The 22,512-nt window shown below is 64.7% G+C and carries 24 protein-coding genes and 1 pseudogene; 10 read left to right on the forward strand and 15 right to left on the reverse strand.

Going from position 1 to position 22,512, the window contains the following annotated elements; genetic code table 11:
- A complete protein-coding gene (locus L6637_RS29670) occupies positions 1–1,263 on the forward strand; it encodes a serine hydrolase domain-containing protein (protein WP_237865795.1) in 1,263 nt (420 codons plus the stop codon).
- On the opposite strand, the gene L6637_RS29675 is transcribed toward L6637_RS29670, so the two are convergent.
- The 5 genes from L6637_RS29675 to murI form a co-directional block, all read right to left on the reverse strand.
- Positions 1,264–2,331, reverse strand: coding sequence for a threonine aldolase family protein (locus L6637_RS29675; RefSeq protein WP_237865705.1), 1,068 nt, complete (start codon positions 2,329–2,331; stop codon positions 1,264–1,266).
- A gap of 89 nt (positions 2,332–2,420) precedes the next feature.
- Complete coding sequence (gene rpsD, locus L6637_RS29680; RefSeq protein WP_237865706.1) at positions 2,421–3,038, reverse strand: 30S ribosomal protein S4; 618 nt, start codon at positions 3,036–3,038, stop codon at positions 2,421–2,423.
- Positions 3,039–3,237: 199 nt separating this feature from the next.
- On the reverse strand, positions 3,238–4,005 hold the full coding sequence (locus L6637_RS29685; RefSeq protein WP_237865707.1) for an acyltransferase: 768 nt from the start codon (positions 4,003–4,005) through the stop codon (positions 3,238–3,240).
- 168 nt (positions 4,006–4,173) lie between these two features.
- On the reverse strand, positions 4,174–4,947 hold the full coding sequence (locus L6637_RS29690; protein WP_237865708.1) for an HpcH/HpaI aldolase family protein: 774 nt from the start codon (positions 4,945–4,947) through the stop codon (positions 4,174–4,176).
- 62 nt (positions 4,948–5,009) lie between these two features.
- Positions 5,010–5,807: a glutamate racemase gene (gene murI, locus L6637_RS29695; protein ID WP_237865709.1), complete on the reverse strand. Its 798-nt coding sequence runs from the start codon at positions 5,805–5,807 to the stop codon at positions 5,010–5,012.
- Between the two features lie 167 nt (positions 5,808–5,974).
- Here murI and L6637_RS29700 point away from each other — a divergent pair.
- Positions 5,975–6,524 (forward strand): annotated as a pseudogene (locus tag L6637_RS29700) (cytochrome b).
- A 150-nt stretch (positions 6,525–6,674) separates the two neighbouring features.
- Positions 6,675–7,316, forward strand: coding sequence for a glutathione S-transferase family protein (locus L6637_RS29705; protein WP_237865710.1), 642 nt, complete (start codon positions 6,675–6,677; stop codon positions 7,314–7,316).
- A gap of 8 nt (positions 7,317–7,324) precedes the next feature.
- On the opposite strand, the gene L6637_RS29710 is transcribed toward L6637_RS29705, so the two are convergent.
- The gene (locus tag L6637_RS29710) at positions 7,325–8,131 is read right to left on the reverse strand and encodes a Crp/Fnr family transcriptional regulator (protein ID WP_237865711.1); all 807 of its coding nucleotides are present in this window, start codon (positions 8,129–8,131) and stop codon (positions 7,325–7,327) included.
- Positions 8,132–8,384: 253 nt separating this feature from the next.
- Positions 8,385–9,479, reverse strand: coding sequence for a SecDF P1 head subdomain-containing protein (locus L6637_RS29715; protein WP_237865712.1), 1,095 nt, complete (start codon positions 9,477–9,479; stop codon positions 8,385–8,387).
- 249 nt (positions 9,480–9,728) lie between these two features.
- On the opposite strand from L6637_RS29715, the gene L6637_RS29720 reads away from it, so the two are divergent.
- Positions 9,729–11,636 (forward strand): acyl-CoA synthetase, encoded by a 1,908-nt coding sequence (locus L6637_RS29720; RefSeq protein WP_237865713.1) that lies wholly within the window; start codon positions 9,729–9,731, stop codon positions 11,634–11,636.
- A gap of 24 nt (positions 11,637–11,660) precedes the next feature.
- Here L6637_RS29720 and L6637_RS29725 read toward each other — a convergent pair whose 3' ends face one another.
- On the reverse strand, positions 11,661–12,830 hold the full coding sequence (locus tag L6637_RS29725) for a M20 aminoacylase family protein (RefSeq protein WP_237865714.1): 1,170 nt from the start codon (positions 12,828–12,830) through the stop codon (positions 11,661–11,663).
- A gap of 660 nt (positions 12,831–13,490) precedes the next feature.
- On the opposite strand from L6637_RS29725, the gene L6637_RS29730 reads away from it, so the two are divergent.
- Complete coding sequence (locus L6637_RS29730; RefSeq protein ID WP_237865715.1) at positions 13,491–14,075, forward strand: TetR/AcrR family transcriptional regulator; 585 nt, start codon at positions 13,491–13,493, stop codon at positions 14,073–14,075.
- Between the two features lie 8 nt (positions 14,076–14,083).
- Here L6637_RS29730 and L6637_RS29735 read toward each other — a convergent pair whose 3' ends face one another.
- The 3 genes from L6637_RS29735 to L6637_RS29745 form a co-directional block, all read right to left on the reverse strand.
- Entirely contained in the window at positions 14,084–14,392 is a 309-nt protein-coding gene (locus L6637_RS29735) for a hypothetical protein (protein WP_237865716.1), read from the reverse strand.
- A 106-nt stretch (positions 14,393–14,498) separates the two neighbouring features.
- Positions 14,499–15,149: a response regulator gene (locus L6637_RS29740; RefSeq protein WP_237865717.1), complete on the reverse strand. Its 651-nt coding sequence runs from the start codon at positions 15,147–15,149 to the stop codon at positions 14,499–14,501.
- A 7-nt stretch (positions 15,150–15,156) separates the two neighbouring features.
- Positions 15,157–16,524 (reverse strand): sensor histidine kinase, encoded by a 1,368-nt coding sequence (locus tag L6637_RS29745; protein WP_237865718.1) that lies wholly within the window; start codon positions 16,522–16,524, stop codon positions 15,157–15,159.
- 198 nt (positions 16,525–16,722) lie between these two features.
- Between L6637_RS29745 and L6637_RS29750 the strand changes: the two genes are divergently transcribed.
- The 5 genes from L6637_RS29750 to L6637_RS29770 all read left to right on the forward strand — a co-directional run bounded on the left by L6637_RS29750 (position 16,723) and on the right by L6637_RS29770 (position 21,087).
- The gene (locus L6637_RS29750; protein WP_237865719.1) at positions 16,723–17,508 is read left to right on the forward strand and encodes a MotA/TolQ/ExbB proton channel family protein; all 786 of its coding nucleotides are present in this window, start codon (positions 16,723–16,725) and stop codon (positions 17,506–17,508) included.
- A complete protein-coding gene (locus tag L6637_RS29755) occupies positions 17,505–18,191 on the forward strand; it encodes a hypothetical protein (protein ID WP_237865720.1) in 687 nt (228 codons plus the stop codon). Before L6637_RS29750 ends, L6637_RS29755 begins: the two co-directional genes overlap by 4 nt.
- Positions 18,184–18,789: a hypothetical protein gene (locus L6637_RS29760; RefSeq protein WP_237865721.1), complete on the forward strand. Its 606-nt coding sequence runs from the start codon at positions 18,184–18,186 to the stop codon at positions 18,787–18,789. The genes L6637_RS29755 and L6637_RS29760 overlap by 8 nt, the downstream gene beginning before the upstream one ends.
- A 117-nt stretch (positions 18,790–18,906) precedes the next feature.
- On the forward strand, positions 18,907–19,647 hold the full coding sequence (locus L6637_RS29765) for a metallophosphoesterase family protein (RefSeq protein WP_237865722.1): 741 nt from the start codon (positions 18,907–18,909) through the stop codon (positions 19,645–19,647).
- A gap of 6 nt (positions 19,648–19,653) precedes the next feature.
- Positions 19,654–21,087 carry a bifunctional serine/threonine-protein kinase/universal stress protein gene (locus tag L6637_RS29770; RefSeq protein ID WP_237865723.1) on the forward strand — a complete coding sequence of 478 codons (1,434 nt, stop codon included), beginning with the start codon at positions 19,654–19,656 and terminating at the stop codon, positions 21,085–21,087.
- 6 nt (positions 21,088–21,093) lie between these two features.
- Here L6637_RS29770 and L6637_RS29775 read toward each other — a convergent pair whose 3' ends face one another.
- The 4 genes from L6637_RS29775 to rpe all read right to left on the reverse strand — a co-directional run bounded on the left by L6637_RS29775 (position 21,094) and on the right by rpe (position 22,493).
- A complete protein-coding gene (locus L6637_RS29775; protein WP_237865724.1) occupies positions 21,094–21,285 on the reverse strand; it encodes a hypothetical protein in 192 nt (63 codons plus the stop codon).
- 22 nt (positions 21,286–21,307) lie between these two features.
- Positions 21,308–21,487 (reverse strand): hypothetical protein, encoded by a 180-nt coding sequence (locus L6637_RS29780; RefSeq protein WP_237865725.1) that lies wholly within the window; start codon positions 21,485–21,487, stop codon positions 21,308–21,310.
- A gap of 4 nt (positions 21,488–21,491) precedes the next feature.
- Positions 21,492–21,632: a hypothetical protein gene (locus L6637_RS29785; RefSeq protein ID WP_237872697.1), complete on the reverse strand. Its 141-nt coding sequence runs from the start codon at positions 21,630–21,632 to the stop codon at positions 21,492–21,494.
- 159 nt (positions 21,633–21,791) lie between these two features.
- Positions 21,792–22,493, reverse strand: coding sequence for a ribulose-phosphate 3-epimerase (rpe, locus tag L6637_RS29790; protein ID WP_237865727.1), 702 nt, complete (start codon positions 22,491–22,493; stop codon positions 21,792–21,794).
- Between the last annotated feature and the right edge of the window lie 19 nt (positions 22,494–22,512).

Here is a 22,512-nt window from a genome sequence, read left to right on the forward strand (position 1 = left end):
ATATTCGGGCGCCGCGCGCTCCTCGCGGCGCTCGTTCTCTTGTTCGGTGTGGTCGGTGCGCAAGCAGGCTCTGAGGGCCGCGCGCACAGCTTCTCGACCGAGGGCCTCGCCAAAGTCTCCGACTACATCAGGAACGAGATCGCGACCGGCAGGATTCCCGGCGCGATCCTCCTGCTTCAGCAGCACGGCAAGCCGGTCTATTACGAGAATTTCGGCGTCCGTGACGTCGCGACCGAGATCTCGATGAGCGCGGACACGATCTTCCGGCTCTATTCGATGTCGAAGCCGGTCACGTCGGTCCTGGCGATGATGCTGGTCGAGGAAGGCAAGCTCGCCCTCGACGAGCCCGTCTCGAAATACATTCCGGCCTTTGCGGGCATGAAGGTCGGCGTCGAGAAGAAAGCCGAGGACGACAGGGTCTCGCTCGAGCTGGAGCCGCTCAATCGTCCTGTGACGATCGAGGATTTGATGCGCCATACCTCCGGGATTCCTTACGGCTATTATGGCGGAGACCTGGTGAACAAGCTCTATGCCGACGCCGGTCTGTTCGACAACAAGGCTTTGAACAATGCCGAACTGGTGGCGAAGATCGCCACGCTGCCGCTCGCCGAACAGCCCGGCACGATCTGGGACTACGGCCTCTCGATCGACGTGCTCGGCCGCATCATCGAGGTGATATCCGGGAAATCGCTGTTCGCGTTCGCGAAGGAGCGATTGCTTGATCCGCTCGGGATGAAGGACACCGCGTTCTATGTCGCCGATCCCGCCAAGTGGCCGCGCATTGCCGAGCCGATGCCGGAGGATCGCGCGCTCAGCCCGATGGCCAAGGTGCGCGATATCAGGAAACCGCTGCGGTGGGAGTCGGGCGGCGGCGGCCTCGTCGGCACCGTCGGCGACTATGCGCGCTTCTCGCAGATGCTGCTCAACGGCGGCACGCTCGATGGCCGGCGCTATCTCAAGCCGGAAACCATCGCCTTGATGGCGTCGGACCATGTCGGTCCAGCAACCCATGTCGAGCGTGACAAGAACTTTTATCCGGGCGCGACCAGCGGATACGGCCTCGGCTTCGCGGTGCGCATATCGGTTCCGGCGGGCACGTCATGGCCGCTTGGCGAATATCGCTGGGACGGCGTCGGCGGCACCTTCTTCTTCATCGATCCCGAAGACGATCTGTTCGGGATCTTCATGGTGCAGACGCCGTCGCAGCGCGGTCGGATTCAACTGGGGTTGAAGACGCTGATTTATCAGGCGATGGGACGCTGATTACGCCCCGCGCACGATCTCTCTGACATAGCCGATGGTCTCCTCGACCTGGGCAGCATTGACGTCGAGATGGGTGCAGGCGCGGATGCGGCCGTCCATTATCGCGAGCGTCACGCCGCGCTGGCGCAAGGCCGCGACCATCTTGTCGCCGGGCACGCCGGCGCCGTCGGGCTTGAAGAACACGAGGTTGGTCTCGGGCTCCTGCACCTCGATGCCTGCGATCTGCGACAGGCCGCGGGCGAGCGCGCGCGCATTGGCGTGGTCGTCGGCAAGGCGCTCGACATGATGGTCGAGCGCATAGATGCAGGCGGCCGCGCAGATTCCGGCCTGCCGCATCGAGCCGCCGAGGCGCTGCTTCCACTGCCAGACCGCATCGATGAAGGCACGGGTGCCGGCGAGCACGCCGCCGATCGGTGCGCCCAGGCCCTTGGAGAAGTCGATCCAGGCCGAATCCCAGCCCGCGGTCATGTCGCGCGGCGAGATGCCGCTTGCGACCGTCGCGTTCAGCAGGCGCGCGCCGTCCATATGCGTGACGAGGCCATGTTGTTTGGCGATCGCGACGATCTCGTCGAGCGCGGCCTTCTTCCAGATCGTGCCGCCGCCGATATTGGCGGTCTGCTCGACGCTGACGACGGTCTGTGGCGGCTGGTAGCGCGTGCGCGGATGCAGCGCATTCCGGAACGTATCCGGCGTGAACTGGCCGTCGGGCCCCTTGAGCTGCGTCACCTGGAAGCCGCCGATCGCGGCATGCGCACCGCCTTCGCGGGCGATGATGTGCGCGGTCTCGTGCGCGAGAATCTCGTCGCCGGGACGGCAATGCACCAGCGTCGCGGTGACGTTGCACATCGTGCCCGACGGCATGTAGACCGCGGCTTCCTTGCCCATCAGCGCGGCAACGCGCTCGCACAGCGCATTCACGGTTGGATCATCGCCGACCTGCTCGTCGCCCACTTCGGCCCGCGCCATCGCCTCGCGCATCGCAGCCGTCGGTTTGGTCTGCGTGTCCGAGAGCAGATTGATGCGCACCGGCGGCGCCTTGGGATCGATGGGGGGAGGGGTGTAGAGCATGCGACGGCTCCTCAAAGCATTGCGGCCACTGAAGTGTGGCTCTTAAGCAAAAAGGCCCCGGCGAACCGGGGCCTTTCGATATTCAGATCTTAGCGCGAATAGAATTCGACGACCAGATGGGGCTCCATCTGCACCGGGAACGGCACGTCGGAGAGGCCGGGGATGCGCACATACTTGGCGGTCATCTTGCCGTGGTCGACTTCGAGATAGTCGGGGGTGTCACGCTCGGGGAGCTGGCTGGCTTCGAGAACGTGGGCGAGCTGCTTGGAGGCTTCCTTGACCTCGACGACGTCGCCGACCTTGACCTGGTAGCTCGAGATGTTGACCTTGCGGCCGTTCACCTTGACGTGGCCGTGGTTGATGAACTGGCGGGCCGCGAAGATCGTCGAGACGAACTTGGCGCGGTACACGACCGCGTCGAGACGACGCTCCAGCAGGCCGATCAGGTTCTCGCCGGTGTCACCCTTGAGGCGGCTGGCCTCGACGTAAATGCCATGGAACTGACGCTCGCTGATGTTGGCGTAGTAGCCCTTCAGCTTCTGCTTGGCGCGCAGCTGCACGCCGAAGTCCGAGAGCTTGCCCTTGCGGCGCTGGCCGTGCTGGCCGGGGCCGTATTCGCGGCGGTTCACGGGGCTCTTCGGGCGGCCCCAGATGTTCTGGCCCATACGGCGATCGATCTTGTACTTCGCCTCACTGCGCTTAGTCATCGCGTCCTCTTCGGTTGCATGGTTTGAGGAAACGCGCCCTCCTGTGTGACGGGGAAATCCCGGCACCGACAGGTCCGATCCCCAAAGCTTAAGGGACTGGACCACGGGTCGCGAAACGCTTCGCGGGCCGAAATCGGCCCGCGAGCAGGTGGCTTTTAGGGGAGTTTGGGGTTCGCTGTCAATGCGAATGGCCCCGGAATCAGGTCCCGACGGCCCGGATCGGCTTGGCGCCGGCCGAGCGCAATTCGGCAGCAATTTCAGTGTTCAGGACCTGTTCCAGCCGGGTCAGGACCCGAGCGATGGGGGCAGCGTCCGTGACCCGGTGGTCCCAGCGGATCACGACATGGATGGTTTGGCCCGGCTCGACAAGGCCGTAGCTGACGATGAACGGGCCGGGCGTGATGGGGTGGAGCTCGCCGCCGCCATAGGCGGCCACCGAGCTCACTGCGAAGCTGCCGAACCAATTACCGCGCTGCCGGCCGAAATTCAGGCCCACCGCCCAGAACAGGCGCCGCAGCGGCAGCGGTAACCGGGTGACCCGCATGACCTTGCGGAACATGGGGACGTCCGCGACTGCGGCCGTTTTGGCGCGCCGGATCTCCATATCGACCGCGGCCAGCGCCATCGCCTCCGGGGCTGCGATCCGCTGCGGCATGACGCATTCCTCGCCATTCTCGAGCCGAGCGATCGCCACCGACGCAACGCTATTGGGGAGCTCGTAGAGCGTCGGCCAGGGCCATTTGGCGTAGACGGTGCGCAGCACCGGCTCATCTTTTGCCACCAGGGCAAACGCCTTGACGAGCATGGCTGCCCAGCCGGCCGGCGCCATTGCGCCAGCGCGGGCCTCCAACAGGGGGCGGATATTGAGCGAACGGGAGAGTGACACGAAGGGCACGCCCATCGAGGCGTGCATCAGGTCGATAATCAGGCGACGCGGCAGGGAAATGTTCTTGGGTTGACCGCGCATCGTTCTTTCGGTTCCGGCGGACTCAGATATGGGACTGACGGCGAGGGGCTCCCGCTCGCCGCCTGCTCTAGCACGCCGCGCCCTCCGAAGGCGAGAATGAGCATTTATTGAGCATTGTTCCGCCTGGGGCGACCGCTCTCCAGGGGGCTCGGCAAAGCGGCAGGCGGTTCAGCGCCTGATCCCGTCGAATGCCGCCGTGATGCCGCGCTGGAACAGCGACCAGTCGAACCCGAGCGCGATCGCGCGGTAGCCGCGGTCAATGAGCTGGTTGGCCTGGTCGGCGGTGCGCGCCACGCCGCCGATCGGCACGCCGCTTTTGAGAATCCCGGCCTCGGCCCGTGCGATCAGCGCCAGCAATTCCGGATCGTCCATCCGGCCGCGCTTGTTGATGGACGTGGCGAGATCGCCGGGGCCGATGACGGCAACGTCGATGCCCGGGGTCGCCATGATCTCGTCGATGCGGTTGACGGCATCGACATGTTCGATGGTGATCATGCAGATCATCTCATCGTCGGCCGATGCCATGTAGTCAGGCATCGACTGGCCCCAGCGGAACGGCGCGTGGAACGGTCCCCAGAGCCGGTCGCCGCGCGGCGGATAGCGCACGCTGCGCACCGCTTTCTCGGCATCGTCCCGATTGGTGATCATCGGAAAGTTGATGCCGAAGGCGCCGATATCCATCGGTGCTTTTGCAAGCCACGGCTCGTTCGCAGCGATCCGTACCAGGGGCGTGCACGGCGTGCCTGTGGTGGCGGCGATCATCGCATGCGCTTCGGTGAGCCCGATCGGCCCGTGCTCGAGATCGACGATGATCCAGTCCAGCGAGCGCGCCATGATCTGCACGGTCTGCACACTCGGGATCGTCGCGATCGCGCCGAAGGCGGGGCGCCCCTCGCTCCACAGCTGGCGGAGGCGATTGAGTGGCTTTGCGGGGACCGACATGGGATGACCTTGCGCGAGATGACGATGCGCGAAGCCTAGCAGTGCGCCGTGTCCGCGAAAAGTCAGGCGACTGCGCGCCCGCCGAAGAATGGCGTCAGCGTGGCGGAAAGGCCATGCACGCGGTTCGATGTGAAAATCATCTCGGCGCCTGATAGCGCGATGCTGCTGCTCGGCGCACCCAGCAGGTCGGAAACGCGGCGAGCGATCGCCGGCGCCGGGTCGATCCAGTCCACCGGCCAGGGCGCGAGCTTCTTCATCCGGTCGAGCAGCAGCGGATAATGCGTGCAGGCAAGCACCACCGTGTCGGTGCGTGCGCCTGCGTCCGCGGCATCGCCGACGAAACAGGGGGTGAGCTCAGTGAGGATGTCGCCGTCGCTGATCGCCTGGCCGCTGAGTTCACGCTCCGCAAGCGAGGCCAGCTCGGGCGAGCCGACCAGCGTGACCTCGCAGCCTTGCGCGAAATCGCGGATCAGCGCCTTGGTGTATTCGCGCTTCACCGTGCCCTTGGTGCCGAGCACAGAGACCCGGCGGGTCTTCGAGCGGGCGCAGGCCGGCTTGATCGCCGGCACCGTGCCGACGAAGGGCACGGAATAAGCGGCCCGCAAATGCGATAGGACCAGGGTAGAGGCCGTATTGCAGGCGATGACAACGAGATCAGGATCATGGGTGCCGAGCAGCTCCCCCATCAACGGCACGACGCGGGCGATGATTTCGTCCTCGCTGTGATGTCCGTAGGGGAAGAAGGCGTCGTCGGCGACGTAGGTATAATGCGCATCCGGGCGCGCGGCCACGACCTCACGCAGCACGGTGAGGCCGCCAAGACCGGAATCGAATACCAGGATCGTCGGGGAATTGGTCACGTCGCTACCCTAAGACCTCATGGTTACCATTCGGTTTTTGGGGCGGTTTTGCGGCGGGGGCGGCCTGCGCCCAGTTTGGAGCGATTCAATTTCGTGTTTGCCGCCTGTTCCCGCTATCAGCCGTGCTGCGCTGCGGTTGGGACATCCGCATATTTTCGGGAGCTGGCATGATCAGAAACACGGAAGACGGCTGGGGGAGCGTTGCCCGGTGGTTTCACTGGGGCTTGGCGCTGGCGATCATCGGCATGATCGGCTTCGGCTGGTGGATGAATCACATCCCGGCGCGGGCCGACAAGTTCTACTACCGCTCGATCCATGCCGATATCGGCTATGTGATCCTGCTGCTCACCGTGCTGCGCCTCGCCTGGCGCGCCATCAACCCGACGCCGGCGCTGCCGACGAAGTCCTTGCGCTGGCAGAGGATCGCGGCCCGCGCCAGCCACGGCGCGCTCTATCTCGTGGTGATCCTGGTCGCGATGCTGGGCTGGGCGCACTCGGGAGCGCTCGCCCAACTACTCCGACTTCTTTGGCCTGTTCAACGTGCCGCAATTTACCTCTCCGGACAAAGCGGCAGCCGGCGCCTATGAGGATCGGCATATCCTCTTTGCCTATGTGCTGCTGGCGCTGATTGTGATCCACGTCATCGCCGCCCTCTGGCATCACTTCATCCGCCGCGACCGCGTCGTGGCGCGCATGGTGACGGACGAGGCGCGGTAGAGGACGCTCTCTCCGCATCGTCATTGCGAGCGCAGCGAAGCAATCCAGAGTCTTTTCCGCGGGGGCAGTCTGGATTGCTTCGCTGCGCTCGCAATGACGGGTTAGGATGCAGCGACGCCACTGGTCCAGCTTCGCCCGTAAGGAGACACTATGCTCACCGTCTATCATCTCGGCAAATCGCAATCCGAACGCATCGTCTGGCTCTGCGAGGAGCTCGGGATTCCCTATGAGCTGAAGCGCTATGCGCGCGATTCCGTCACCATGTTGGCCCCGCCGGACTACAAGGCGTTGCATCCGATCGGTGCTGCGCCCGTCATCGCCGACGGCGATCTGGTGCTGGCCGAATCAGGCGCCATCGTCGACTACATCATTGCCAAATACGGCAATCGCCGGCTCGTGCTCCGCACTGACGATCCCGACTTCGCGCAATTCCTCTACTGGTTTCACTTCGCCAACGGCACCTTGCAGGCCGGCATGGGCCGGCTGATGCTGCTGAACCGGCTCAAGCTCACGGACGACAATCCGCTGCTGGTTGCCATCAGGGCGCGCGTCGACCGTGCCTTCGACCTTGTCGATGCGCGTGTACGTGATGCCGAATATCTGGCAGGCAGCGCCTTCACCACGGCCGATATCATGACCGTCTTCACGCTCACCACGATGCGCTATTTCCAGCCCTATGATCTCCAGCGCTGTCCGAACGTGGTCAAATATCTCGGCCGCGTCAGTGCGCGTCCGGCCTACCGTCGCGCGATGGAGAAGGGCGATCCGGGCATGGCGCTGCTGCTCAGCTGAGCGGACGATCAGGCGATCTTGTTCGTGGTCGCCGACCGCGCTGCCGCCAGCTGCTTCTGCAGGCGATCGATGTTCTGCAGCAGGCGCTGGCTGGTCAGCACCAGGAAATAATAGCCGAACTGCGGGTCCTGGAAGTAGATCTCGAGTAGGCGGTCATAGGTGATCGTGAGCACCTGGCCGTCTTCGATGCATTCGATCGTTCCGGTGCGGCGGTTGTCGGGCGTGAGGAAACCGAGCTCCCCCATCAGCGCCCCGGGCCCGATCTCGACGCCGATCTCCTTGACCAGGAACTTGCCGGTGACGGTGAGGAGCATCTCCTGGGCCGAATCGCCAAGTTTGAACAGGGTGTCGCCGCGGCGATATTTGCGCTCGGTCATGAACGGCTTGAGCCACTCGATCGACATGTCGCCTTCGGCGGCATGGCGCGCCTTCTTGACCAGCTTGAGCATCTGCCGCAGCCGAAGTGCGTTGATCGGAAGCATCAAGAGATAGAGCAGGAACGTCGAGACGTTGGCGGAGAGCGCGCCGAAGATGGCGAAGAACGCGCAGCCGATCATGTTGGCGACGCGCAAGGGCACCATCGTCCGCATCAGGAGAGTGGCGACGAAGAAGCCGGCGCCGATCGTAGCGAACAAATTGGCCAGCGTGATGTTGTGGACGAAGATCTCCAGCAGCCGGTTGAAGATCGCGTCCCAGGTGACGTTGTTGGGGTCAAGGCCCATCTGGACCAGGATCTTCGCGATCCTGAGATTGTCCGTGGCCGCATCGAGAATGCGGTCAAGGATCGAGGAGATGTCTGCGCTGCCGGACGGCATGGTACTATCCCTGCGTAAGGCCTTCAGTCCTGGGCGGTAGGCTCGACACGTATAGCCGAAATCGAATGACGACCGCTTGAATGAAACCTTCGGTCGCCGTTCCGCAACAGGCAAATTTTAGCCCGAACCGTCGTTTCGGCAATTGCCCGTTCGTTGCGCGCATGGTCTCCGGCCGCCCCGTGATTCGGGGGACGGCCGGTGGACTTCAGCGTCCGGAAGTGGCGCTCCGCGCCAAAAAGGTCAGCCGGTGGGCCTACGGCTTGACGGCAGGCTGGATGACCTGCTGCTCGACGAAGGTCAGGTGCCCGGGCAGCGAACCGGCACGCAGCTGCATGGCGATACTGTTGGCCTCCTCCAGGGTGAAATTGCCCGAGATCTGGACCGAGCCGCCGGTAATGGGCTCGCGGATCACGGGGGCCGAGATCACCGTGTCGTCGAGCGCGATGGCGATGGGCTTGCCGATATTCTCTTCAGTGAGATGGGCGAAACGTCGCGTGCCGCGTCCGTTGAAGCGGAAGGAGACGACCGGATCCTTCGTGCCGGGCGCGAAGCTAGGCGCCGCATCGCTGACATCCTCCCCGTCGAGCGCGCTCTCCTTGGCGACCAGGTAGGGCCGCTTGTCCTTGAACCCGAGCAAGACTTCCGTGCCCTCGGGCGGCTTTCCGGATTGCGCCAGCTCTGCTGGCATCGAAACATCGACCTGGCGGAGGCTGACCTTGACCCTCCGGGCGAAGATCGCGGTGACGCGCTCGGGATCGGTGACGCCGGGCAGGAAGATGCGAATACGATCAGGCCCGTCAGGGACGGCGCTGACAAGTTTGATGCCAGCATCCTTGAGACGCTGCTCGATCATCGCGATGGAATCGCCGACCAGCTCGGTCAGCCGTGCCTTGGATGCTGCATCGGTCGGCGCGAGCCGGACAGCTCCGTCGCCGCCATCGGTCACGGAAACTGCGTGCGACGGCACGCCTTCCGCGGCTGCGGCGAGCTTGCGCGCGAGCTGATCGCGTGCCTTGGCGTCGGCGATCTTCACATCGACGCCGCCGTCGCGGATCGCAAGATTGGAGAAGGCGATATGGCCGTCGTGCAAGACCTTGTAGACGTCGTCGCGCAGGTCCGTGACCACGCTGTCGCGCAAGCCCTCGCTGTCGACCTTGTAGATGATGCGTGATCCGCCCAACTTCTCCATCTTGTCGCCGACGAAGGCCGCGATCTTGGCGCGCATCTTGTCGAACTGGTCATCGGCGAGTGCGGCGCGCGGCAGGACGATCGCCGACGCGGAGATCACCGACGTCATGGCGAACGCAAGGATCAGTCCTCTGGTGCGGTCCCGCCGGGGTGTAGTCATGATCACCTCACGTCTTGCGGCAGGACGCTGGCAGATGAGCCCAATGCCAGTTCTTGGTACCCGGATCGGGCGGAGAGGTTCAAAAGCCCGTCGGGCGAGGTTTATCGCCGCAGCCGGTAGGCAATGGACGAACGCCAAATCATCCATCATTCTGGTTCCGCTCGGCCGGCCAATCGGCCGAGGCCCCCGCCGCACCAAATGTCAAAAGACAGGCGGCGAGGGACTGGATCTGAGGGAGGACGGAATTCCATGGCGGGCATTCACGCGCTCGATCGGCTCATCGGCAATGAGTATCCGGGGCTTTTGACGGACGAGGAGGTCCGGGCCTTCGAGCAGGTCCCGTACGCCGACCGGGTCGCGGCCGAGAGCACCTATGACGCCATCAGGCTTGGGGCCGCGCGCAACCCCGACGGCGCGGTGATCCAGTTTCTGCAAAATGCCGATCCCGCCGACACGCCTGTTGTGGTCACCTATCGTGACTTCATTGCGCGCGTCACGCAGGCGGCCAACATGTTTCACGCGCTCGGCGCCGAGAAGGGAGACGTCATCTCGTTCATGTTGCCGCTGCTGCCCGATGCCTTCGTGACGCTGTTCGGGGCCGAGGCCGCCGGCATCGCCAATCCCGTCAACCCGCTGCTCGAGCCGCATCAGATTGCGGAGATCCTGGAAGCGGCGAGCACGAAGATCCTGGTGGCGCTCGGGCCGATGCCGGGCACCGACATCTGGCAGAAGGTCGAGCAGATCCGCCCCTCACTCAGGCACCTAAAGGCGATCGTGCAGGTGGCTGGTGGCGGCGATCCTGAGAAGGGCATCTTCGCGTTCAACGATCTGATCAAGCAGCAGCCGGCGGACCGGCTTGTCAGCGGGCGCAAGATTCTCGGCAGCGACATCGCGGCCTATTTCCATACCGGCGGCACGACCGGCACGCCAAAGCTTGTGCGGCATACCCACACCAACCAAGTCTATCAGGCCTGGGCGCTCAACCTGCTGCTGAAGGCGAAGCCCGGCGCGAACATGCTGTTCGGCATGCCGCTGTTTCATGTCGGCGGCTCGCTGACGCAGGTCCTGGCGACACTGTCTGCCGGCGGCTCGTTGGTCGTGCTGTCGCCGAGCGGCTGGCGCAATCCGAACGCTGTGAAGAACATCTGGGGCCTGGTCGAGCGCTTCAAGGTCGAGGCATTATCGAGCGTGCCGACGGTGCTTGCCGCAACGCTCGCGGTGCCGCCGGGCCATGCCGATATCTCAAGCCTGAAATACGCTGCCGGCGGTGGCTCCGCGATTCCGGTTGCCGTCGGCTCGGCGATCCAGGACAAGCTCAAGCTGCCGGTGGTCGAGGTCTACGGCATGACCGAGACCTCGAGCGTGCATACGCTGGCTTATCCTTCACGTCCGATCCGGCTCGGCTCGGTCGGTCTTCCCATGCCTTACGCACGCGTGCGCATCGTGCAACTGGATGCCGACGGCAATCTGATCCGCGACTGCAAGGTGGACGAGATCGGCGTCGTCATCATGGCCGGGCCCGGCGTGTTCGGCGGCTATCTCAATGATGCCCACAACAAGGGTGCCTTCGTCGACAAGGTCTGGGTCAATTCCGGCGATCTCGGCCGGTTGGACGCCGATGGCTATCTCTGGATCACCGGTCGCGCCAAGGACCTCGTGATCCGCGGTGGCCACAACATCGATCCGGCCCCGATCGAGGAGATCATGTTCCGCCATCCAGCCGTGGGGTTTGCCGCGGTGGTCGGCCAGCCCGACGCTTACGCCGGCGAGCTGCCGGTCGGCTATGTCCAGTTGAAGCCCGGCGCGTCAGTCGAGCCGGGCGAGCTCGAAGCGTGGGTGCGTGAGCGCACGCCGGAGCGCGCCGCCGTGCCGGTGCAAGTCATCCCGATCGACCCGATGCCGGTGACCGGCGTCGGCAAGGTCTTCAAGCCACAGCTGCGCTGGGATGCGGCGCAGCGCGTGTTCACCAAGGTGCTGATGCCGCTCACCGAGCGCGGCATCGACTGCAAGGTGAAGGTCGGCGCTCATGGCAGCCACGGCTCGATCGCGACCGTGACACTTGCGGGCTTGCCGGCCGACCAGCGTGAGGCCGTCGCTGGCGAGGTGCATACGCTACTCGCGCCGTTCGTGATGCGGCACGAGGTGGTGCAGGCCTAGCGTCGCACCCACTCCGCAGTCGCGTTACGCCGGCATCGCGGTCTCAATCAAGCGCACCCAGAACGAAGCGCCGTGGCCGAGGATGTTGTCGTTGAAGACGTAGGCCGGGTGGTGGCATGCCGGGCTGTCGCCCATGCCCACCAGCACCATTGCGCCGGGGCGCTCTTGCAGCATGAAGGAAAAATCCTCCGCCCCCATCATCGGGACAATGCGGTCGTTGACGCGCTCGGCGCCGACGATGTCACGGGCGACGTCGGCGGCGACGCCGGCTTCGCGCGCATGGTTCAAGGTCACCGGATACATGCGCGTGTATTTCGTCTCCGCCGAGCCGCCATAGGCCCGGGCGACGCTGTCGGCGACTTCGCCGATCCGGCGCTCGACGAGATCGCGTACCTCGGGATCGAGCGTGCGCACGGTGCCGCTGAGCTCGGCGGTCTCCGGGATGATGTTGAAGGCGGTGCCGGCGTGGAATTGCGTGATCGAGACCACCGCCGACTGCAGTGGATTGACGTTGCGCGCGACGATCGATTGCAGCGCGCCCACGATCTGCGAGCCGATCAGAACGCTGTCGATCGCCTGGTGCGGCGTGGCGCCGGCATGGCCGCCCTTGCCGCGGACGGTGATCTGGATGTTGTCGGAGGAGGCGAGCAGCGGGCCCGCCGTGGTTGCGAAATGGCCTTCGGCGAGACCCGGCATGTTGTGCATGCCGTAGACCTGGTCGATGTTCCAGCGCGTCATCAGCCCGTCCTCGACCATGGCCTTGCCGCCGCCGCCGCCTTCCTCGGCGGGCTGGAAGATCACGACCGCGGTGCCGTCGAAATTGCGCGTCTCGGCGAGGTACTTTGCCGCGCCGAGCAGCATCGCGGTGTGGCCGTCATGACCGCAGGCGTGCATCTTGCCCGGGATCTTCGAGACGTAGGGCACATCGGCGGTTTCCATGATTGGCAGCGCGTCCATGTCGGCGCGTAGGCCGATCGCCTTGCCGGAGGTGGACTTGCGGCCACGGATGACGCCGACGACCCCGGTGCGGCCGATGCCCGTTACCACCTCGTCGCAGCCGAATTCCCGCAATTTGTCGGCGACGATGCCGGCCGTGCGGTGGACTTCGTAAAGCAGCTCCGGGTTCTCGTGGAAGTCATGGCGCCAGGCGGCCATTTCATCGGAGAGGGCGGCGATGCGGTTGACGATGGGCATGGGTTTGCGTCCGTTTCTTCTTCGTGGGGCGGGTTAGCGTCGCGTAACCCACCGGCTGGTGTGGCGGCGGATCATCTGGCGGTTCCAAGCGGCGGGCGGCGGCCTAAGCGTGTGGCGCCGGCCAAAATGCTTTGTACGCCGTGATTTGGCAGAGGGGGAGGGCGAAACAAGCGGTGCGGCAAGCAGGTAGGGAATGAGGGGATGATTGGGGCTGAATAGGTATCATGGTCCGCGAGGACGCGGGCCACCTCGGCCCAGAGACTGTGAGCGGCCACCAGCAAACATTAACTGTCAGTCACGGATCTTTGACTGACAGATATTGAAATCTGTCAGCGAGACGTGTATATCCGTTCTTGGACGCTCCGATTGGGCGTCTGGCGGCATCCCGGAAGCCCGACGTCCCAGCAAATGGGGATCGAGGGTCGAAATTGAACAACGGGGACCGCCAATGATTGGAGACTTACGACAATGACGACCGAAATCATCAATCTCACCGGGACGATTGGGCATTGGCTCAATTTGCTGGTTGCGCGCCAGATCGCGGCGCAGGCTGCAAAACTGCCTCATTAAGGCGAGAGCTTTCCGAACCGACCGGTATGGGCGCTTCGGTAAGCATCCATCGCCGGGTAACTGGACCCTAAACGGGAACATGGTGCTGGCATGAACGAAGCCGTTGTTTTGACGCCGGAGCGGATTCTCGAAGTGACCGAGGACGTGTTGCGGCGCTACGGACTTGCCAAGGCCACTGTGGTCGATGTTGCCCGTGCGCTCGATGTGAGCCACGGCAGCGTCTATCGCCACTTCCCGAGCAAGGCCTCGCTGCGCGAGGCTGTCGCCAAACGCTGGCTCGACCGCATTGATGCGCCGCTTCTGGCGATCGCGAACGAGCAGGGCCCCGCGCCCGACAGGCTCGATCGCTGGCTGCGCACCCTGTTCGCGGCCAAGCGCTCGCGCGTGCTCGACGACCCCGAGATGTTTGACACCTATCTGACGCTGGCGCGCGAAGCCTGCGCCGCCGTCAAGTGCCACAAGGACACCATGATCGACCAGATCGCGGCGATCCTGACTGACGGCGTGAAGCAGGGCGAGTTCGCGGCGACCGACGTTAAAACGACGGCGCGCGCGCTGTTCGACGCGACCTGCCGCTTCCATCATCCGGCCCATGCCGACGAGTGGAAGGATGCCGAGCTGCCTGCGCGCGTGGACGCGACCCTTGCGCTGCTGCTGCGCGGTTTGAAGGGTTAGATTCCGGCTTAGCTGACCCGTTTGCCCTGAAGCATAGCGCCGTCGCGAAGCGAGCGCGCCGGCGAACTGTGTTTTCGCGGCTGAAAGGCGCCGTCGGACGACGGCACGACCGGCGGACTCTCCGGATAGACAGAGATCGCAATCTCGACGTCGTCCTTCGATCGCTTTCGAAGCCGCTCGAATGTGAGTTCCTGATCCAGCGTCGGGCAGCGGAAGTGGACGACTGCGGTATCCGGCAGGCGGCAGAGCTCGTCGATGAGATCGCCGACTGTGATGATGGGGGGATGCGCGACTGCCTTGTGATGAATCTTACTCATGACCCTCTACTCCTTCACTCTGCTAACAGGAACGGAATAGCCTCTGTTCCAATCCGCTCGGCAGATTGAGAAATTTCATGTCATTCGGAAAACGGCAGCGCTGTTGCTAAATCCGCGTCAGCCCGCAAGCCGCGGCCAGCCGCACCAGTTGTGCGTCCGTGCGCGCGCCGGTCTTGGTCTTGATCAGATAGTGATAATTCTGCACCGTCTTGACGCTGAGATTGAGCTGCGCCGCGATCTCCTCGGTCGTGGCGCCCCCGGCGAACTGGCGCAGAATCTCGATCTCGCGCTCGCCCAATTGATCCAGCACCGATCCCGCCGACAGGCTGTCCTCTGCGAGCACATGTGCGATGTCGTCGCTCATGGCCCGCTCGCCGCGCGCGACGCTTCGGATCGCGTTGACGACAGCGGAAGGCGCGCTGCTCTTGGTGACGAAGCCGGAGGCGCCGGCATTGAAGGCGGCTTTCACCAGCACGGCCTCGTTGTGCATGGTGAAGACGAGGATGCGCGCCCGCGGGTTGCGCGCGCGGATGTTGCGGATCGCCTCGAGCCCTGAGGCGCCCGGCATCGAGATGTCCATCACCACGACATCGGGCTCATGAACCTTGAAGGCGCTGTAGGCATCTGCCGCGTTGTCGGCCTCCGCCACGACATGGAGATCGCCCTGGCTCTCCAGCACGCGCCTGTAGCCCTGGCGGACGATCGGATGGTCGTCGACCAGGAGCACGGAGACGCCTGTGGTTGCGACCTCGCTCATGACAGCCTCACGCAGCAAGCGGAATCGTCGCGGCGACGCTGAGGCCACGCCTTGCAGGCAGGATCGACAGCGAGCCGCCGGCCGCCGTGACGCGCTCGCGGATGCCGGTGAGGCCGAAGCCGGCGGAGCGTGCCACGCGGGCCGCATCGCCGCCGCCGTCGTCCTCGACACGGATCAGCAGCACGCCGTCCTCGCCTGCGCATCGTTCGACATGCAACGAGATCTCGCGCGCTGCACCATGGCGTAGCGCATTGGTCAGGCATTCCTGGGCGACGCGATAGGCAGTGGTGGCAGCCGGGCCGCTGATGTCGGTGAGGTCGCCCTTGAGGTCGAGCTGGATCGTTGGCTGCGTCGTACTCTGCGAGCGCCAGCTGTCGACGAGGTTGACGAGGCTCGCCCCGAGCCCGAGCTCCTCGGGCAGCGGATTGCGCAGGCGCTTCAGCGCATCGCGCAGCGAGGCCATCAGATGATGCGTGGCCTGCGAGATCATGCGTGCATCCTGCGCGATGCCATTATCGGTCTGCCGCGCGCTCGCGGTCTCGATCGTGTTGGCGAAAGCCAGGATCGCCGAAAGATTCTGCCCGAACTCGTCATGCAGCTCGCGGGCAAGCGCGCGTCGCTCATCGTCGCGGATCTCGATCAGGCGCCGTGTCAGCGCGGCGCGCTGCTCGGTGGCCTCCTCGAGCCGGCTGCCGAGCGCGTCGACGGCGCCGCCGATCATGGCGAGCTCCATGGAGCGGAAGCGCGGCAGCTTGGTGCGATACTGGCCGCGCGCCATGCGTTGCAGGGCGGTCACGATGGTGCGTGCCGGCGCCAGCGTGTGCGCGATCGCAAGCGAGGCGAGCAGCGCGATCGCCGCCGCCATCAAAAGCGCAACGTCTGTTACGTTGAGAACGTATTCCCAGGCGAGCGAGATTGAGGCGGCTTGGTCGGGTGTCGCAACCACCGTTCCGGCGGCTGCGGCTCGGGGGCTGATGGGGCGCACCACCTCGGCATGGCTGCCGAGGAAGGTCGGAACGATGGCGGCGAACCAGCGCGGCGGGGTCCGGCCGATCCCTTGGCTCTGGCCGCAGAGCGGTTTTTCGAATGCGGTGGCCGGCTGGAACTCGACGCAGACACCGGGTGCAATCAACTTCACCGTCTCAACTGTGCGCCATTCCGGAACCGGCACGAGATGCTCACGAATCCTGCTGCTGCGCAGCAACAGCTCGTGCCAGTACAGGCCCTGGAGCGCCTGCGCGACCCGCTGCGCGGACGCCGCGGTCGCCCGGTCGACGCTGCGATAGGCATCGAAGGTAGCCCATATGGTTGCCGCGCCCAGGCACAGCGCAACGATGAGAAGCAGACGGGCGACAAGCTGAAGCACGAGGCGCATGCGATCACCCCAAAGTTTGATAAGCTCAGCCTAACAACGCCGCCGCGCCTTGCCAATTGCAGGGTTCGGACCGGATGGCAGCTCGGGCAAATTTCCCAAGCCGGATTGGGCATGGGTCTTTGGACCCGAAGCGGCGGCTTTGATCTAATCGGGTGGAGACGTCGCAGGCCAATCCCTGCAAGTCAGGAGCGATGCAGCATGAGTTCGATGACGATTGGACCGATCGCGGCCGCGGCTGCCGACCCATCCGAGCGCAGCGCGCTGCTGTTCTGGATGATCTTCACGGGGCTCTCGATCTTCGCCGCGGTGCTGCTGTGGCGCTTCGGCCTGATCCATCTGATGCTGACCTCGGACCGGACGTACATTTCGAGCGTGATCGCGGCACTCTATCTCGTTACCTGCGGCCACTGCTTCCTGCGCACGCGGGCGATTGCCCGTGAAGGTGCCGCCGCCCGGCGCTGCCGCGCGGTGCTGGCGGCGCCAGATGGCGGCAAGGTGCTCGATGCGCGCGCCACCGCGCTGCCGCACGGGCTGGTGCGCGACCACATCGAAAGCCTGGTGACGAAGGCCGCGGCGCAGGATTACCGCCCGGTCGACCAGACGCTGCTGCTGCGGACGCTCGCCGACCGCCTGCGCGGCTCCAACGGGTTCGGCGCCTTCGTCTCCGACACGCTGATGAAGCTCGGCCTGCTCGGCACCATCATCGGCTTCATCATCATGCTGGCGCCGATCGCCGGGCTGGACGCCGCCGACAAGGTCGCGATGCGTTCCTCGATGGGGCTGATGAGCGACGGCATGGCGGTCGCGATGTACACGACGCTCGCGGGCCTCGTCGGCTCCATCCTGGTTCGCATCCAGTACTACATGCTCGATGCCGCGACCCAGCGGGTGTTCTCGGATGCAGTGGTGCTGACAGAGACCTATGTGACGCCGGTTCTCGAGCGCAGGGGATCCGAAATCAAGGGCGCTGGAACGCCGTCATGATGGATGATTTCGGCCTCTATCCGCGCGAGGAGCCGTTCGATCCCCTGGGCGTGATGCTGTTCAAGGCGCTCCAGGTGGTCGCCTTCCTGTTCTTCCTCGCGCTGCTGGCGGTCTCGCCCGATGCCAAGGAGGGCAAGATCGACTCCAAAGCCGAGTTCATGATCACACTGGACTGGCCGGACAATCATCCCGACGATCTCGACCTGTTCGTGCAGGATCCCGCCGGTAACATCGCCTGGTATCGCCACCGCGAGGCCGGCTTCCTCACGCTCGATCGCGACGACCGCGGCGGGGCCAATGACTTCATCATGGTCAACGGCAAGAAGATCGCTTCCCCCATCCGCGAGGAAATCGTCACGCTGCGCGGCATCGTCCCCGGCGAATACACCGTCAACGTCTCGCACTTTGTCGCCACGACCGGCGAGCCCGTGACGGCCAATGTGAAGGTGCAGAAGCTCAACCCGACCGCGCAGGTGGTCTTCGACAACAAGTTCACGCTCGACCACACCGGTGACGAGAAGACCGCGGTGCGATTCCGGCTCGATGCCGAGGGCAAGGTCATCGATGTAAGCCAGCGGCCGAAATCGCTGATGGAGACCTTTCGCAGCACCTGGCGCAACGGAGCCGATCTCGACCCGAGGACCGGTGTGAGCAAGAACGCTACGAGGATCCGCCGTGATTAATTTGCAGGCGGTCATCCTTTCGCTATCCGTAGCCTATGCGGTGATCGGGGCGCTGCTGTTGGTCGTGCTGGTCTATGCGCGGCTGCACTGGTCACTGAAGGCGATCGCCGTCGTCGTGACCAGCGCGTTCTATGTCGTGAGCTTCACGGAAATGCGTGGGTTGCTCGGCTGGGCCAGCAGCGAGCGGCTGCCGACCGCCTTCAAGCTGCTCAAGGCGCGGATCGTCGAGCCGCATTCGCTGGAGGGCGATCCCGGGTCGATCTATCTGTGGGTCGAGGAACTCGACGAAGATCATCGTCCGAGTGGCATTCCGCGGGCCTTCCGCGTTCCCTACAACGACACCCTGGCCGACAAGACCCATGCGGCGGAGAACGAGATTGCGGCGGGCCATCCGCAAGGCGGGCGCGCGGCGGACTTTGGCGGCGGCGAGGGCAGCCTGATCGACATGGTCCGGGAATATGTGACGCCCAAGGTCATCCTTGAGACCAGCGGCGGCGATTCCTCGACCGGTGAGTTCAATGCCCCACCGGCCGGCGCGCAGGGAGCGGTGTTTACACCCCTGCCGCCGCCCCGGATGCCGCCCAAGGACGAGCAATAGGCCCTTCACCATCGCGGCCGCCTGGCGCTGGTCAACTGCCTTGCGCTGGCGCATCTTGTTGACCTCCCTCAAATTGGCTTTATCGGCTTCCAATAAGATTATGAGGGTGGAGGGTGTGTGCTTCTCGCTGTCTTTTCGGATATCCACGGCAACCGGCAGGCGTTCGAGGCGTGCCTTAAGGTGGCCCGCGCGAAGGGCACGGAGCGGTTCATCCTGCTCGGTGATTTTGTCGGTTATGGCGCCGACCCGGAATGGGTCGTCGACACCGCCATGGATCTGGTCACCCGTGGCGCCGTCGCCGTGCGCGGCAACCATGACGAAGCCGTCAACACGACCTCCGAGAACATGAATAACGAGGCGCAGATCGCGATCGAGTGGACTCGCGGGCGGCTTGACGCAGCACAGCGGCGGTTCCTGGCCGAACTGCCGATGCTGGTGGAGGACAGCGACCGCCTGTTCGTGCATTCGGAAGCTTCGAGCCCCAAGCGGTGGCATTACGTCCGCTCGACCGCGGATGCCGCCAAGAGCCTGATCGCAACGCCGGCCCATGTCACTTTCTGCGGCCACATTCATCGGCCCGCGCTCTATTCGATGTCGGTGACGGCGAAGATGACGAGCTTCGTGCCCAAGACCGATGTGCCGGTGCAGCTGCTGCGCGGCCGGCAATGGCTCGCCGTGCTCGGCTCGGTCGGCCAGCCGCGCGATGGCGATCCCTCCGCGTCCTTCGTGCTGTTCGACACGGACTCGTGCCAGATCACCTATTGCCGCGTGCCCTATGACATTGCGAGCGCGGCAAACAAGATCCGCGAGAACGGCCTGCCGCCCTGGCTCGCCGATCGGCTGTCGCAGGGGCGCTAGAGGCCGATGCCCAAATCCCAGGTCAAGTCCGGCGCGGAGGTCGACGGCTATACGATCGGCGAATGCGTCCATGCCGGCGGCATGGCGACGCTATGGACGGTCACCCATCCCGGCATCGATGGCCCGCTGCTGATGAAGGTCCCGCGAGCCTCGGAAGGCGAGGATCCCGCCGCGATCGTCTCCTTCGAGATGGAGATGATGATCCTGCCGCGACTCGCCGGTCCGCACGTGCCGCACTGCTATGGCACCGGCGATTTCGCTCGCCAGGCCTATGCCGTGATCGAGCGCATTCCCGGAACCACGCTGTACAAGCGGCTGCCCGATCTGCCGCTGCCTTACGAGGAGGCGCGGCTGCTGGTTGCCAAGATCGCGGCTGCACTCGCCGATCTGCACCGGCAGAACGTCATCCATCACGATATCAAGCCGAGCAGCGTCATGTTCCGCGAGAGCGGCGAGGCGGTGCTGATCGATTACGGCCTGTCGCATCACGATCATCTGCCCGACCTGCTGCAGGCGGAGTTCCGTCTGCCTTACGGCACCGCGCCATACATGGCACCGGAGCGGCTGCTGGGCGTGCGTGACGATCCGCGCAGCGATCTGTTCTCTCTCGGCGTGCTGCTGTACTTCTTCACGACTGGCGAGCGTCCGTTCGGCGAAGGCGAGACGCTGCGCGCGATGCGACGGAGACTGTGGCGCGATCCGCATCCGCCGCGAAGCTTGCGGGCCGACTATCCGCCCTGGCTCCAGGAGGTGGTGCTGCGGTGTCTCGAGATCGAGCCGGTCCGGCGCTATCCGACCGCAACGCAGCTCGCCTTCGATCTCGCGCACCCAACACAGGTCAGGCTGACCGCGCGTTCGGAGCGGATGAAGCGCGATCCCTGGAGCGTGGCATGGCGGCGCCGTTTCAACCAGGATGCCACGCAGCCACGGGCGAAGCCGGATGTTGCCGAGCAGATCGCCTCAAGCCCGATCCTTGCAGTCGCGCTCGACACGGTAGAAGGTGAGCCGGAGTTGAATGAGGCGCTACGCGTCACCACGGAGCGCATTCTCGCCACGCTGCCGTCAGCGCGGCTCGCCTGCATCAATGTGCTGAAGCTCAACCGCATCGCCATCGACAAGACGCTGGACGAGCAGGGCTCCAACAAGCATATCGACCGCCTGGTCGCGCTCAGGCATTGGGCCACGCCCCTGAAGCTCGACGAGAGCCGGCTGTCGGTTCACGTGCTGGAGGCGGTCGATCCCGCTACGGCACTGCTGGAATTCGCCGAGATCAACCAGGTCGACCAATTCATCATCGGCGCCCGGCAGAGCTCATTCAGGCGCACGCTGCTTGGCAGCATCTCGGCCAAGGTGGCGGCGGAAGCGACCTGCACCGTCACCGTGGTGCGGCCGCCGCGGATGGCTATTGCCAAACCGGACGCCGGCGTGGTGTGGGGCTAGGAAAGTTCAGGCCGCGTGGGCGGTGTGGACCGAACGCTTGCGGCGGATCGGCCAAGAGAACTGAGGGCCGGGCTCGCCGTGATCCGGACTGCCGCCGAAGTACTGGATGATCTCGCGGCAGGGCTCGCAGTTGAAGAGGTTACGCGACGCGGACGCCTTGGTCATTTCCTTCAGGCAGTTCGGGCAATGCGGTTTCATTGGCTTAGTCCAGTATGAAATTTCAATGCCGGCGCGGTGACCGGAACGGGACGTCCAGGTCGGCCGTCTCGGCGCCCGGATCGTCGCGCATCTCGCCTTCGGAGCGTTCGAGCCGACCGAAGAAATAGTCGAGGTTCGGATGCGGGCGCCGCGGGATGCGACACCTGCGTTTCGGCTGACGCTTCACGAGGGCGATCTGCATGGTGTCAGCCCGGATAGCGGTTGCGACCGATGATGCGGATCGAACGTGCCGGGACCTGGACCGGTCCGGCCGATGGGCCGAACACAACGAACGCACAAAAACCGATCCACAACGCCACGCCAGTCCAAACCAGGGTCGTCGTCATGATGTGCTCCTGTCAAATCAGGCAGGAATCACTAGCGGTGATTTGCGCGAATCAGGGAAGCCCGGAGGAGTACGGGTCGTGGTTGCAATTTTAGGCATTGCGCGTCGCAACACCCGTAAGAACCGCAGATTTGCGGGCGTTCGCGTCGCTCTGAGAGCTTCAGATTGCTTCGCCGCGGGCCCCGAGCGCCGCGTTGCGGATCGCTGCAATATTGTTCTTGTAGGCGTCCTGCGTGCCGCCCTTGAACACGGAGGTGCCGGCGACGAACGCATTGGCGCCGGCAGCTGCGAGCGCGCCGGCGACATCGGGGCCGACGCCGCCATCGACCTCGATATCGATCGGACGCCCCGCCGTCATCGCGCGGATGTCGCGGATCTTGCCGATCGCGGAGGGAATGAAGGCTTGACCGCCGAACCCGGGATTGACCGACATCACCAGCACGAGATCGACGAGATCAAGCACGTATTCGAGCACGCTGATCGGCGTGCCCGGATTGAGCGAGACGCCGGCCTTCTTGCCGAGTGCGCGGATGGCCTGGAGCGAGCGGTGCAAATGCGGACCCGCCTCGGCATGCACGGTGATGTGGTCGCAGCCGGCCTTGGCGAAGGCCTCGAGATAGGGATCGCAGGGCGAGATCATCAGATGCGCATCGAACACCTTCTTGGTGTGCGGGCGCATCGCCTTGATGACGTCAGGGCCGTAGGAGATGTTGGGGACGAAGTGACCGTCCATCACATCGAGATGGAGCCAGTCGGCGCCGGCCGCATCCACCGCGCGGACCTCCTCGCCGAGCTTCGAGAAATCCGAGGCCAGAATCGAGGGCGCGATGGCCAGGGGGCGGTGGGCGAAAGCTTGGGTCATGGCGCTGTTTCCCGGGCGG

The organism is Bradyrhizobium zhengyangense, from assembly GCF_022012435.1.
Taxonomy (GTDB): Bacteria; Pseudomonadota; Alphaproteobacteria; order Rhizobiales; family Xanthobacteraceae; genus Bradyrhizobium; species Bradyrhizobium zhengyangense.